Raw genomic sequence first — 13,508 nt, 5'->3', positions numbered from 1 at the left:
CTATATAAGCTACTACTCTTTGCCTTAAATCTAAACTGTAAGCCATTGTTTAAACCTGTTCATTTTGTACACCCCATAATTTTACATTAAATTCTCTCATCGTTAATTGAAATGACTATAACTTCTATGGAATTAATTGCTTGAATTTTTCGAGAGTGTTGACGACTAATTATCCAAACTTGCTTATGATCTTCATGAAATTCTTCAATTATTCTATCTGAAAACTCTATTCTGCCTTGCTTCAATTGACTACAGTAATTAATGATTTGTTGACTTTTAAGAGTTTCAATGTCTCCCTTTGCCAAGGTACAGTCATAAATGACTGAAAGATTAGTAGTCCGAAAAAATCCATCCGCCTTACCAGCTTGTTTTTCTCCAAGAAAACTTTTGATAGTTACAATTCCTAGTGACTTTAATAATAAAAAGGTATATTTTTCAAACTCTTCCCAGTTATTAGTAGTAGTTAATATCGGAAAATAATTAGGGCAGATATCTGAGTTATTTTCCCACGAAAGGTCTTTGAATTCTACTTCTATAGAGCTTGATTGAGACAAGTTATCAGCAGAAACACGCATTTGTCCAGAAGCGATACTTATAAGTTGATGTAATACACGCTCAAACTCCAACATCTCATCTTCAAAAATTCTTATTTTTGATCCTACAAACTTGTCTCCAACCTTCTTGCGTTGATCGATAACAATATATTTTGAGCCATTTTTGGCTACCTTTAACTCAAAAAAATAATTATGGGAACCTGAGAAATAGCGAGCTTTATGCAATAATTCTCTTTCTTCTCTTGTGTACCATTGCTCTGAATTATCCATTTTCGTAATTATTAGGGATGATTTGATTTTCTGAATAACTATAAACCGGAATTTGAATAAAATGATCCGGCTCCTGATTGTCTAGAACAGTCTGTTGTAAACACTCTACCGTTGCTGGCGAAAAAAACTGCTCTCCAGTTTCTTCATTAACCCGTGCTGGGACGTTTTCAATAAGAATTAACCGACCATTTAAACTAAGGGTGTAATTTACCCTTTTTTCAACCAGAGTTTCGTTGTCCATTATTGGTTTCTCTCCTTCGAGTGATCAGCAAGGTCATTACTGGATTGTTGAGGTGGGTATCTAAACCAAATTACATGGCGATCGCCATTGGGGAGGAGAGGCCTGAGTCTGCCCATGGTTAGGGGATGGGACCGATCAGATTCTCTGGCCAGGGCAACCCTTTGCTACAGTTGAATTGGTTACAAATCGTTAAAGTTCCGTCCCGCCGTTAAAAGTCTATGTTTGATGCCTTAGCCGATCGCCTTGAAGATGCCTGGAAAAAGCTCCGGGGTCAGGACAAAATTAGTGAAAGCAATATCAAAGAGGCACTGCAGGAAGTCAGAAGGGCCCTGTTGGCGGCGGATGTGAATCTCCAGGTGGTCAAGGGTTTTATCAAAGACGTGGAGCAAAAAGCCCTCGGTGCGGATGTGATCAGTGGGGTTAACCCTGGGCAACAGTTCATCAAAATTGTGTACGACGAATTGGTCAACCTGATGGGGGAAAGCAACGTGCCCCTAGCTCAAGCAGAGCAAGCTCCCACCGTTATCCTCATGGCCGGCTTACAGGGGACCGGGAAAACTACCGCCACGGCCAAATTAGCCCTCTATCTCCGCAAGGAAAAGCGCAGTGCCCTGATGGTGGCCACGGACGTTTATCGCCCCGCAGCCATTGACCAACTAAAAACTCTGGGACAACAGATTGATGTGCCTGTGTTTGACCTGGGCAGTGATGCCAACCCGGTGGAAATTGCCCGCCAAGGGGTGGCAAAAGCCAAGGAATTGGGAGTCGATACGGTCTTAATCGATACCGCCGGTCGTTTGCAGATTGATCCCCAAATGATGGCGGAGTTGGCCCAAATCAAACAGGTTGTTAAGCCCGACGATACCCTGCTGGTGGTGGATGCCATGACGGGGCAAGAGGCGGCTAATTTAACCCACACTTTCCACGAGCAAATTGGCATTACCGGAGCAATTCTCACCAAATTAGATGGGGATACTAGGGGCGGTGCGGCCCTATCGGTGCGGCAAATTTCCGGTCAGCCAATCAAATTTGTCGGGGTGGGGGAAAAAGTGGAAGCCCTGCAACCCTTCTATCCCGATCGCCTAGCCAGTCGGATTTTAAACATGGGGGATGTGCTGACCCTGGTGGAAAAAGCCCAAGAGGCGATCGATGTCGGGGACGTGGAGAAGTTACAGAACAAGATTCTCGAAGCCACCTTTGATTTTGATGACTTCATTAAGCAAATGCGCTTCATGAAGAATATGGGTTCCCTAGGGGGTCTGCTGAAAATGATTCCCGGCATGAATAAGCTCAGCAGTGGCGACATCGAAAAAGGGGAAAAGGAACTCAAGCGCACCGAAGCCATGATTAGTTCCATGACCACGGAGGAAAGGAAGAATCCCGACTTATTGGCTAAATCCCCCAGTCGGCGTCGCCGCATAGCCCAAGGTTCAGGGCACAGTGAAACCGATGTATCTAAGCTAATCACCAATTTCACCAAGATGCGGACCATGATGCAACAAATGGGCATGGGAGGAATGCCTGGAGGTATGCCAGGGATGGGAGCGATGCCAGGCATGGGGGGAGGGATGTTTGGCGGTCAACCAGGCCCAGGTTTCCGGGGTTACAAAGGTGGTGGCGGTAAACCGAAAAAGAAAAAGAAGAAAAAAGGTTTTGGCCAGCTTTAATGCCTTATGTGCCCAGTCTTATTCCGCTGTCTAAATTGATCACTCCATAGACAATGAGGGGCAAGTTTTGGCTTGACTTTTTTGTAAAATTAGGGGGGGTTAATAAGATTTACTGAGCTTATCTGCAAACATTTTGTATTGCCTAAGCCTGTTGTCAAAAATCCTGATAAAAATGACTGATTTTAACTATTTCAGGCAAAATTAAATTCAGATTTTACTATTTTCATATACCAAAGGAAAGGAAGCCATTAAAGTTTTCTTAACACTTTGCATCGGCTGGGAATTTTCCCAAAACAGGTAAAATCATTTACACTGAAATTGCTTTGTTTAACTTTTAGGGATTATTCCTGGTGCTCACTGCTCAATCTGAATACGTAAAAAAACTCCGTCCTCTTTTGCCACCGGAAGCATTCCAAGCCGCTCCCAAGAAATTAGTTATTTTAGGCTTAAACCTAGGTATTTATGTTGCGGGACTAACCATCGCTCGTCATCTCCATCAGTGGCCTGGGCAATGGCTTTGGTTATTTTTGCCCATGGCCCTATTAATGGGTAATAGCGTCACTGTATTTTTATTCGGTAGCCATGACTTGATGCACGGTAGTGTGCTCAAAAAACGTTCTAAAATTTCTTACCTGATTAGTTTATTAGGTCTTTCCCTCTGGTGGATGCCCCCTAGTCAGTGGCGATCGCTCCATAATCAGGTTCATCATAATAACACCAATAGTTTACGGGATCCTGACCGGAATTATCTGCACGAACAGCCCAAAACCTGGGGAAAATGGATTCATCACCTGTTTGCTCCCTCGGGAGAAGTTAATACCCTTTGGTTAATTTTTGGCATGGGTACTGCCTGGGGTGTACATAATTTTCGCAACCTGATTTCCGTACTTTTCTTCACTGGTGGTAATGCCGATTTTGTTCCGGCTGCTTTTACGATTAAAGCCCAAGATCGGCAAAGAATTTGGTTGGAATTAGCAGCCATAGTGGCAGTGCATTTAAGCATTTTGTTTTACTTACAATTTCAATTAATTCCAGTCATTTTAGGCTACTTTTTGCCGATTTTCCTGGGTCATGCCATGGGCATGTTTTATATCTACACTAACCATTTGGCTTGCCCGATGACGGATATTAATGATCCTTTGGTGAATAGTGTTTCTTTGCGGATGCCCAAGTTATTTGATTGCTTACATTTTAATTTTTCTTACCACACAGAGCACCATTTATTTCCCGACGTAAATTCCGATTATTATCCTTTGGTGCAGGATTTGCTACAAACCCATTATCCTGGGCAAATGAATTTGTTGACCGCCAAAGAAGCCTGGCAAATGTTACTGAAAACTCCCCGTCACTACCAAGGGGAAACAACTCTAGTGGGCTACAACGGCGGTGAGGCGATCGCCTGCCCGTTGCCGAAAAATCATCCTGACTTAACCCAGGCAAAAGTAACTACTTTGGTTTAGCGCCATTGACCGAATTCCCCTGATATTACCTGCCATGGACATCAACACCCTACTGGAACCCTATAAAACCGCCGGCGTTAATCTGGGTCTGGAGCGCATCCATGGCCTACTGGCCAAGTTGGGCAATCCCCAGGCAAAAGTGCCCTATGTCCATGTGGGTGGCACCAATGGTAAGGGATCGGTGTGTGCCTATCTGTCCAGTGTGTTGGCGGAGGCTGGCTATAAGGTGGGCCGCTATACTTCTCCCCATTTAATTGATTGGCGGGAAAGGGTTTGGCTCAATGGCAGTTTCATTGATGACGCTAGTTTAATCGGGGCATTGCAACAAGTAACGGCGATCGCCTCGGCGGATAGTCTCGATCGCCCGACTTTGTTTGAGGTGTTTACGGCGGCGGTGTGGCTCTATTTTGCCCAGGCAGAGGTGGACATTGCGGTGATGGAAGTGGGGCTGGGGGGCAGACTGGATGCTACCAACGTCCCAGAACCTTGTTTGCTCAGTATTATTACTTCTTTAAGTAGGGAACACTGGCAGGTTTTGGGACCCACCGTAGCCCACATTGCCAGGGAAAAAGCTGGCATTCTCAAAGCCCAGAGGCCGGTATTTTTAGGCAACATACCCCCAGAAGCGCAGGAAGTTTTTCAAGAACGCATTGCCGAATTACATTGCCCCGATTATTGGATTGCCCCCGCCATTGCCACGGAAAAAAATGGTCAACCCTGGGCTAGCTGGCAAGGTTTTGAGTATCCCCTGGTCCTATTGGGAGATTTTCAGCTACAAAACTCGGCCCTGGCGATCGCCGCTTTGCAGGAATTAAAACAGCAGGGTTGGGACAAATTAACGCTGGAGATGATCCAACGAGGCATGGCTAAAGCAGTCTGGCCTGGACGATTGCAGTGGGTGGACTACAACGGACAAAAAATCCTTTTAGACGGGGCCCACAATCCGGCGGCGGCCAAAGCTTTGGCAAACTATACCCATGGGTTAGTTGATCGATCAGATAATTATCCACCCACCATTACCTGGGTGATGGGTATGCTCAGCACCAAGGAACATGACCAAATTTTTCAGCATTTACTTCGTCCCGGCGATCGCCTGTTATTAGTGCCAGTGCCCGACCATGACAGCGGGGATTTACCAACGTTGGAGCAGTTAGCATGGCAAATTATGCCGGAGTTAAAGGAGGTTACACTGTTTAATGATTGTTTTACAGCCCTAGAAAGTTTAGAGAAAACCAACGAAAATTCTAAGCAATTGACTGTTCTCTGCGGTTCCCTTTATTTAGTGGGCTACTTTTTAAAAAAATTACAGTCTTCCCACTAATTATTTCTAGAAATTCTGCCCTAATTTAATCCGATTCATATTATTGCTATCATCGGTTTATTCCGCTTAACGCCCCTGGTCCCCGTGGACATTTCGCTGAGCCATATCGCCCCTGCGCCAAGGATAATGCAGGGAAACTAATTGTTGCCAAGCTTTTATTAATTTATAGGATAAATAAATTGATTAAACTACTTATTTATTTTGTTCTTCTTCCCATCACTATTTTCCTGCTGGGAAATCAACCTACCATGGCAGTAGCAAATGCTTCGTCCCAAGACCAAAATCTTCCGGTTTTAGTATGCTTTTCCGGGGGAGAAGAAATTTTTCGTAAAAATGTGGTGGAAGGCCCCTTTGCTGATGAGTATAAATTCGCCCATGAAATAAAAGTTTCTGACAGTGAAGGACAACACTGGGTTAATTTTAGTGGAGGTATGTGTGTGATTGATCAAGGGGAAGTTTTCAACAAAAAACAGCCAAAATTAACGGACAACTTAAGTTGTTATTCAGGAGCTAAAAAAGTTGTAACTTTTGATGTCTATGGGGAAGAAACAACCATTGACGAATACGTTGAAGGTAGAACATTTCTAGCAAAAGCCAGTGGCAGTGTAATTGCTTCTAATTCAATTCATCAATATTTATTATTTGGTAGTGGAACCTGCATTGGAGAAGAAATAGGAGAGGATTGATTAATCACCATGGCAGAGTTTAAATTTGCCGGGATTGATGTCGGTTTGTAGTGGCGATCGCCTGATGTTAGTGCGTTGCCTGATCATGACAGTTTTTTTAAGTCCTCCCTGCCTAGTGGGGGATTTTTCGTGCAGTAATTTTGGTTCTTTTCGGTCCAGTTGATACCATGGGGACGTTTCCTTTGCCCCCAAATCAGTATGGATTTCCCCGCCTTAAGTTCTTACCTCCATCACCATCGACCAGGGGAAGACATTCTTGCAGATTTGCACACCGATCCAGGTTTAGGTCTGACAGCGGAGGCGGTGGCCCAGCGTTACGAACAATATGGCCGCAACGAATTGAAATTTAAACCTGGAAAGCCGGCTTGGTTGCGCTTTTTGCTGCAATTTCACCAACCTCTGCTCTATATTCTCCTCATTGCGGGTGCAGTTAAAGCTTTTCTCGGTTCTTGGACTAATGCCTGGGTGATTTGGGGAGTTACCCTAGTCAATGCCATCATTGGTTACATCCAAGAAGCGAAAGCAGAAGGGGCGATCGCCTCCTTGGCCAAGGCAGTAACAACAGAAGCCACAGTGTTGAGAGATGGGCAAAATCTACGGATTCCTTCCCAGGATTTAGTCATCGGTGACATTGTTTCCCTCGCTTCGGGGGATAAGGTGCCAGCGGATCTAAGGCTGTTAAAAGTGCGTAATCTCCAGGTTGATGAGTCAGCTCTCACAGGGGAAGCAGTGCCCGTGGAAAAAGCGGTGGAACTTTTACCGGAGGAAACCCCCCTCGCAGAAAGGTTAAATATGGCCTATGCGGGCAGTTTCGTCACCTTTGGTCAAGGAAGCGGGGTGGTAGTAGCTACTGCCAATGCCACGGAAATGGGGCAAATTTCCCAATCCATGGAAAAGCAGGTCAGCCTCATGACCCCTTTGACCCGTAAGTTTGCCAAATTTAGCCACACCTTGCTCTATGTAATTCTGACTTTGGCCGCATTTACCTTTGCAGTGGGTTGGGGCCGGGGTGGTAGTCCCAAGGATATGTTTGAGGCGGCGGTGGCCCTGGCCGTCAGTGCCATTCCCGAAGGTTTACCGGCGGTGGTGACCGTTACCTTGGCGATCGGGGTGAATCGCATGGCCAAACGTAACGCCATTATCCGCAAATTGCCCGCAGTGGAAGCGTTGGGTAGTGCCACGGTGGTTTGCTCCGATAAAACCGGCACCCTGACGGAAAATCAAATGACAGTGCAAGCGGTGTATGCCGGAGGAAAAGATTATGAAGTCAGTGGTGGGGGCTATAGCCCCAAGGGGGAATTTTGGCAGGTGCAGGCCGGAGAGGAAGATAAAACCCTGTTGGATGACTTACCGCCAGTGTTAGCAGAATGTTTACTCACTGGCATTCTCTGTAACGATTCCCAACTGGAACATCGGGGGGATGATTGGGTTGTGGTAGGAGATCCCACAGAGGGGGCGTTGTTAGCTTCGGCGGCCAAGGCTGGTTTCAGTCAAGCCGGTTTAGCAGGGCAAAAACCTCGTTTAGATTCCATTCCCTTTGAATCGGATTATCAATATATGGCTACCCTCCACGATGGCGACGGGCGCATGATTTACGTCAAAGGCTCGGTGGAGTCGTTACTGCAACGGTGTGACGCCATGCTCCTCGATGACGGTCAAATGGTTGGCATCGACCTAGGGGAGATTGAGCAAAATGTTGAGCAGATGGCAAAGCAGGGGTTAAGGGTGCTGGCCTTTGCCCAAAAAGCAGTGGAACCCCATCACCATGCCATTGACCATGGGGACATTGAAACGGGGATAGTATTTTTAGGCCTACAGGGTATGATTGACCCGCCCCGACCGGAGGCCATTGCCGCAGTCCATGCCTGTCATAACGCTGGCATTCAGGTCAAAATGATCACCGGCGACCACATCAGCACCGCCCAGGCGATCGCCAAACGGATGGGCATTGCCCAGGGGGAGGATGCCATTGCTTTTGAAGGACGGCAATTGTCCACTATGAGTCCAGAAGAACTAGCCCAGGCCAGTGAAGAAAGTTGTGTCTTTGCCAGGGTAGCTCCAGCCCAAAAATTACAACTGGTGGAAGCTTTACAGGAGAAGGGTCACATTGTCGCCATGACCGGGGATGGGGTAAATGATGCTCCCGCTTTAAAACGGGCTGACATTGGCATTGCCATGGGTAAAGGGGGCACAGAGGTGGCTAGGGAATCCTCTGATATGTTGCTCACGGACGATAATTTTGCCTCCATTGAAGCGGCGGTGGAAGAAGGACGCACCGTTTACCAAAATCTCCGTAAGGCGATCGCCTTTTTGCTACCGGTTAATGGCGGGGAGTCCATGACCATTTTGATCAGTGTTTTACTGGCGTTGAATTTGCCCATTCTTTCCCTGCAGGTGTTGTGGTTAAACATGATCAACTCCATCACCATGACTGTGCCCCTAGCCTTTGAAGCCAAATCACCGGGCATTATGCAACAGGCTCCCCGCAATCCCAACGAACCCCTAATTACCAAAAAGTTACTGCACCGCATTTTACTGGTATCCCTGTTCAATTGGATTCTAATTTTTGGCATGTTCGAGTGGGTTAATCGCACCTATGACGACTTGGCCCTAGCTCGTACTATGGCCATCCAAGCCCTGGTGGCCGCTAGGGTGATTTATCTGCTCAGCATTAGCCAGTTAGGGCGTAGTTTTCTGGGCTATGTGACGGGTAAACGTCAAACCATTACCAAAGCCCCCATACTGTTACTGGGCATTGCGGTGGCGATCGCCTTACAAATTGGTTTCAGTCAACTGCCATTTATGAATATATTGTTCAAAACTGCTCCCATGGACTGGCAACAGTGGGCAATCTGTTTACTACCTATGATTCCCATGGTGCCCGTGGCCATTCTGGCTAACCGCCTTGATCCTTAACCACTGTTGGGGATTTGTAGTACCTGCCGTAGTAACGAAAACCTTAAAATTAAGCCGATGGAATCCAAAATTTTGTTTGACACTAGGCAATGCAGTTAGAAGATACTATTGCGGCGATCGCCACGGCCATTGTGCCCCAGCAGGGAAGCATCGGGGTGGTGCGACTATCGGGGCCACAATCCCTCACCATTGCCAAAACTTTATTCGATGCACCGGGCAACCAAACTTGGGAAAGTCATCGCATTTTGTACGGCCATGTGCGCCATCCCCAAACCAAAGCGGCGATCGATGAAGCCCTACTCCTATTGATGCTAGCGCCCCGTTCCTACACGAAAGAAGACGTGGTGGAATTCCAGTGCCATGGCGGCATTATGCCCGTGCAACAGGTTTTACAACTGTGTTTGCAACAGGGGGCCAGGCTAGCCCAGCCGGGGGAATTTAGTTTCCGGGCCTTTCTCAATGGTCGGTTGGATTTAACCCAGGCGGAAAGCATTAGTGAATTGGTGGGGGCCCAATCTCCCCAGGCAGCGGCGATCGCCTTGGCGGGATTACAGGGCAAATTAGCCCAACCGATTCGGGATTTGCGTAACACCTGTTTAGATATTTTGGCGGAAGTAGAAGCCCGCATTGATTTTGAAGACGATTTACCGCCCCTGGATGAAGATTCAATTCGTCAGCAATTGCAGAATTTGTACCAACAATTGGAGGACATTTTAAACACAGCCCAGCGGGGGGAATTATTGCGCACGGGTTTAAAAGTGGCCATTGTCGGACAGCCCAACGTGGGAAAATCTAGTCTGCTCAATGCCTGGAGCCGCACCGACCGGGCGATCGTCACAGATCTACCGGGCACGACGAGGGACGTGGTGGAATCCCAACTTTTAGTAGAGGGCATTCCCATCCAGGTATTGGATACGGCAGGAATACGGGAAACAGCGGATCAGGTGGAGCAAATCGGAGTGGAACGCTCTCGCAAAGCGGCCCAACAGGCGGATTTAGTTTTGCTGACGGTGGATGCCCACCAGGGTTGGACAGAAGCGGATCAATTGATTTATGAGCAAGTCAAAGACCGCCCTTTGATTTTAGTCATTAACAAAATTGATTTAGGCCGGGCTGATTTGGTCAGTTATCCACCAGAAATCACCAACACAGTATTAACTGCCGCCGCCGCTAATCTAGGCATTGAAGCTTTGGAAAATGCCATTATTGAGCAAGTAAATCAAACCAATTTATCACCGCAAAATTTGGACTTTGCCATTAACCAAAGGCAAGAGGCTGTTTTAACGGAAGCTCAACTGGCGCTCAAGCAATTGCAACAAACCATGGCGGAACAGTTACCCCTAGATTTTTGGACTATTGATTTACGTTTGGCTATCAATGCCCTTGGGCAAGTGACAGGGGAAACGGTAACAGAATCAGTCTTAGACCGTATTTTTAGCCGTTTTTGCATCGGCAAATGATGGGCTAGTCAGCCTATATGCCAAAGGATAATCACTATAAATCCTTAATTATTTTGGTTAGCGACAAACTGATTAACTAGTTCAACATCAATATCTAACTCCTTGGCAATTTCGGCGATCGTAAGACCCAATTTTTTCAACAGAGGTATAGTTTCTAGTTTTCCCTCGAGCCGACCCTCTAGTTTCCCTTCCAGTTTGCCCTTGAGTAAGCCTCGTTGTTCCCCTTCCCGTAAAATTTCTTGATAGACAGCGGATTCCTTCATAATTTCACTCCTTAAAATCGTTTTGATCAGCTCAGGGGCCAGCAGGATTCCTCCAAAAACAGAAGTTGCTGCCATGAGATTTGCTTTAACTCGATTATCCTCAATCTGTTCCAATGCAGTCGCCACTTCCCTCAATTTTAATGCGGGGTCAGAAGTCTGCGTCAATACCGCTAGGGGCAATAGCCCTGGGCTTTGGAGAAATGCTTCCGATGATTGTTCCCAGAGCCGAATCGCTTGGTAACGATGCACAGTCTCCCCCACCTGAAAACTATCCTGATAAACTAAATCATTGTTACTACGTTTCAGGTAGATAACGAATTGGTGCATCGTTTTCTCGGGGAAACGGCGGTAAACTCTCACCCGATAGTCCAACATCCGAAAACCCATACATAGTGGGGTCAGGTTCCGTTTGGAATTCCAAATGTAAAACCAAGTCTTCCGATTGCTCCAAAATTAGGGAGTCAGCCCGAATTGGCTCCAGGGATAATTCCGTTGGACTGAGCTTGGTCAATTTGATTGGTCGTCCCAGCAACCAGGCAGCATAGTCTTCGGAAAATGATTCGGCCAGAAATTTGCACAGATTGTCAAACATACCCAAATTCTAAGGGTCTAATCGAATCCATCTAAAATTACCCAAAAGCCTTAAACCTTCTGTGATGTTACCCCGATGTTACCCCGGGCTGCCATTAACCGAAAATGATTATAAGCATCAAATTCAGTCAAAGTAATGTTTGAAAGCTCCTCAACCAACTTATTCACACTGATTCCCCTAGACTTCGCAAACTGTTTGAGTTTGGAGTGCTTACGATCAGGCATCCGTATCGCCAAGAGCTTTCTATCTCTTGTGATTTTAGTTCCACTTTAACTGGTAAAGAGAATTAGTATCACGATCCGAAATATACAGTTCATGAGATTTATTAGGATTAAATGCCAGCCCTGAAATACTATTAAGCTTTGACTGATATCTCCATTCCAATTTTGCAGTTTTCAAATCGAAAGCGGCAATCCACCCAGAGCTGTAGTCGGCAACGAAAAGAGATTTTCCATCGCTAGCAAGTCCCGAAGGTTTGTCTAGCCAATTTTCTGAAATAAAAGTTTCCTGAGGCACATTGTAAACATAAGAATATTCTGCAAGAACTTCCATAGGAGGAATCCAAGCTTGGCCAAGTTCCGCTATCTTAGCAAGATCTCCATGAGTTCTTACCCAGTTACTAATAGCCTCTGGTTCATCTCCATCCATTGAGACACTTTTAACATCTTCCCAGCTAATTATTCCAGTGCCAACTTGTCCTTTATCGTATTGATCTGACCAACTTTTGACAATGGTTTGTACATTTCCCTCCGTAGTAGCTATTCTCTCAACTTTGCCCATACCAGTATTGGAAAAGTAGAGCCAATCATCTAGCACCAACATTCCGCTAGGTATATCTTTGTCACGTTTGAAATCAATTTCTGGGTAACGCCAAACAATGCCATCGCCATGAAAACCATTACCTTCCTGGTGATCTCGGTTAAAGTCATAGCGCATTAAATGCCCATTACCCAAGCACTGCTTATTGCTGTCTCGACTACCACAGCCATCTAGCAAGAAATAGGCATTACCCTTGTCATGGGCAATTCCCATGGCTAACGGACTTTCATGCAACATATCCAAGTGGCTCCCTTCACGCGGCCAGTAACATTGCTGAACGCTAGAATTCCAATAAGTTAAAGGACATCCTTGTGAAAGAGTCAAATCACGGTCTGGATCATGTCCGTTCCCAGGTTGCGGCCAATCTTCTAGATATTTCTTAGTTTGTCCAGCCAAAGCATAGGTGCTTGCCGAGAACAAAGTAGGACCCATGAAATGGTTACTAACAAAATTTTTATTTCGCTCAGGATTTTTGATGAAATTCATTCCCCGTAACTCGTTGATCGAGTCATTTGAGACTGCGAACGTGTCATCATAACCAAATGCAATGCCGGTTGGTTTGGCTAGAAAATGCTCAGCGTAGGCATCACTTTTAACTGATACTTCTAGATTAGACTCTCCAAGATTTGTTAAAGTTGCGATTGAGTCATTGCCATGATTGACTACCCACAGTTGGTTGGATTGATTAGGTCTAAATGCCATTCCTGCAGGCTCATACAACTTGTCTTCTAGAGGGATTCTTGAAAGCGTCATCTTTGGCTGTGCAGATAACTGCTGCAGTCCGATCGCCATTCCGAAAACTAGGAATATTGACACTATGAGAACTTGGACAAAACGAGTTTGGTTCATTAATCTTTGGTGCATACATACTTGTGGAGTGCTTAGGTAAAACATATCCAAATTTTACGGGCGATCGCCGTTTGGTAATGAATTATTCCCTTGGACAATTAATAGCTTTGAATTGAAGCGGTTCGGCGGGGCCAGCCCAGCCAAGGGGCTTGGGGGAAGGTTTTCGCTCAAACGTTACCTGACAGTCTTGACCGTAGTTGGTGGTTTGATTTTCTAGGTCTATGGATTTCAACGTTGCCGCCACGTCAGCATTCTCTTTAACATAGTTGACCATTGCCTCTAAGAAAGTGTTTGAAAAGTTTTAAGCAAGCCTTTGAAGCATGAGATGAACCATGGCAACATAGAGCATTGTCTCACTGGTGGTAGGTAAATATTCATAATCCTTGCTTAAACGACGATAGCGGCCAAAC

Annotated in this window: 9 protein-coding genes and 3 pseudogenes; 6 read left to right on the top strand and 6 right to left on the bottom strand. The window is 45.9% G+C overall.

The genetic code is table 11. The features are described 5' to 3' along the window. Positions 1-86 precede the first annotated feature (86 nt). Together BWK47_RS06960 and BWK47_RS06955 are read right to left on the bottom strand one after the other, a co-directional pair. Positions 87-824 carry a hypothetical protein gene (locus tag BWK47_RS06960; protein ID WP_237269904.1) on the bottom strand — a complete coding sequence of 246 codons (738 nt, stop codon included), beginning with the start codon at positions 822-824 and terminating at the stop codon, positions 87-89. Continuing rightward, a complete protein-coding gene (locus tag BWK47_RS06955; protein WP_162328102.1) occupies positions 817-1,065 on the bottom strand; it encodes a YgiT-type zinc finger protein in 249 nt (82 codons plus the stop codon). Before BWK47_RS06955 ends, BWK47_RS06960 begins: the two co-directional genes overlap by 8 nt. A 218-nt stretch (positions 1,066-1,283) precedes the next feature. On the opposite strand from BWK47_RS06955, the gene ffh reads away from it, so the two are divergent. The 6 genes from ffh (at position 1,284) to mnmE (ending at position 10,575) form a co-directional block, all read left to right on the top strand. Further along, on the top strand, positions 1,284-2,732 hold the full coding sequence (gene ffh / locus BWK47_RS06950; protein ID WP_162328101.1) for a signal recognition particle protein: 1,449 nt from the start codon (positions 1,284-1,286) through the stop codon (positions 2,730-2,732). A gap of 350 nt (positions 2,733-3,082) precedes the next feature. Then, a complete protein-coding gene (locus BWK47_RS06945; RefSeq protein WP_162328100.1) occupies positions 3,083-4,192 on the top strand; it encodes a fatty acid desaturase family protein in 1,110 nt (369 codons plus the stop codon). 34 nt (positions 4,193-4,226) lie between these two features. Then, entirely contained in the window at positions 4,227-5,513 is a 1,287-nt protein-coding gene (locus BWK47_RS06940; protein WP_162328099.1) for a bifunctional folylpolyglutamate synthase/dihydrofolate synthase, read from the top strand. 248 nt (positions 5,514-5,761) lie between these two features. Further along, on the top strand, positions 5,762-6,199 hold the full coding sequence (locus tag BWK47_RS06935; RefSeq protein WP_162329633.1) for a hypothetical protein: 438 nt from the start codon (positions 5,762-5,764) through the stop codon (positions 6,197-6,199). A 198-nt stretch (positions 6,200-6,397) separates the two neighbouring features. Continuing rightward, a complete protein-coding gene (locus tag BWK47_RS06930; RefSeq protein ID WP_162328098.1) occupies positions 6,398-9,115 on the top strand; it encodes a cation-transporting P-type ATPase in 2,718 nt (905 codons plus the stop codon). 89 nt (positions 9,116-9,204) lie between these two features. Beyond that, on the top strand, positions 9,205-10,575 hold the full coding sequence (gene mnmE, locus BWK47_RS06925) for a tRNA uridine-5-carboxymethylaminomethyl(34) synthesis GTPase MnmE (protein WP_162328097.1): 1,371 nt from the start codon (positions 9,205-9,207) through the stop codon (positions 10,573-10,575). Between the two features lie 44 nt (positions 10,576-10,619). Here mnmE and BWK47_RS06920 read toward each other — a convergent pair. From BWK47_RS06920 to BWK47_RS06905, 4 genes and pseudogenes are all read right to left on the bottom strand, one after another. Further along, positions 10,620-11,430: pseudogene (locus tag BWK47_RS06920) on the bottom strand (Rpn family recombination-promoting nuclease/putative transposase). 258 nt (positions 11,431-11,688) lie between these two features. Beyond that, positions 11,689-13,041: a YncE family protein gene (locus BWK47_RS06915; RefSeq protein ID WP_237269902.1), complete on the bottom strand. Its 1,353-nt coding sequence runs from the start codon at positions 13,039-13,041 to the stop codon at positions 11,689-11,691. 139 nt (positions 13,042-13,180) lie between these two features. Next, a pseudogene (locus BWK47_RS06910) lies at positions 13,181-13,381 on the bottom strand (hypothetical protein); the annotation flags it as partial. An 18-nt stretch (positions 13,382-13,399) separates the two neighbouring features. Then, a pseudogene (locus BWK47_RS06905) lies at positions 13,400-13,508 on the bottom strand (IS5/IS1182 family transposase); the annotation flags it as partial.

Source organism: Synechocystis sp. CACIAM 05 (genome assembly GCF_010222815.1).
Classification (GTDB): Bacteria; Cyanobacteriota; Cyanobacteriia; order Cyanobacteriales; family Microcystaceae; genus Synechocystis.
The sequence above is the reverse complement of the archived record's forward strand: the minus strand, read 5'-3'. Positions and strand labels throughout refer to the sequence as shown.

Excerpts from the sequence above, each read along its gene's own strand:
- BWK47_RS06960 (WP_237269904.1), bottom strand. The coding sequence starts at position 824 with ATGGATAATTCAGAGCAATGGTACACAAGAGAAGAAAGAGAATTATTG.
- BWK47_RS06955 (WP_162328102.1), bottom strand. The coding sequence starts at position 1,065 with ATGGACAACGAAACTCTGGTTGAAAAAAGGGTAAATTACACCCTTAGT.
- ffh (WP_162328101.1), top strand. The coding sequence starts at position 1,284 with ATGTTTGATGCCTTAGCCGATCGCCTTGAAGATGCCTGGAAAAAGCTC.
- BWK47_RS06940 (WP_162328099.1), top strand. The coding sequence starts at position 4,227 with ATGGACATCAACACCCTACTGGAACCCTATAAAACCGCCGGCGTTAAT.
- BWK47_RS06935 (WP_162329633.1), top strand. The coding sequence starts at position 5,762 with ATGGCAGTAGCAAATGCTTCGTCCCAAGACCAAAATCTTCCGGTTTTA.
- BWK47_RS06930 (WP_162328098.1), top strand. The coding sequence starts at position 6,398 with ATGGATTTCCCCGCCTTAAGTTCTTACCTCCATCACCATCGACCAGGG.
- mnmE (WP_162328097.1), top strand. The coding sequence starts at position 9,205 with ATGCAGTTAGAAGATACTATTGCGGCGATCGCCACGGCCATTGTGCCC.
- BWK47_RS06915 (WP_237269902.1), bottom strand. The coding sequence starts at position 13,041 with ATGGCGATCGGACTGCAGCAGTTATCTGCACAGCCAAAGATGACGCTT.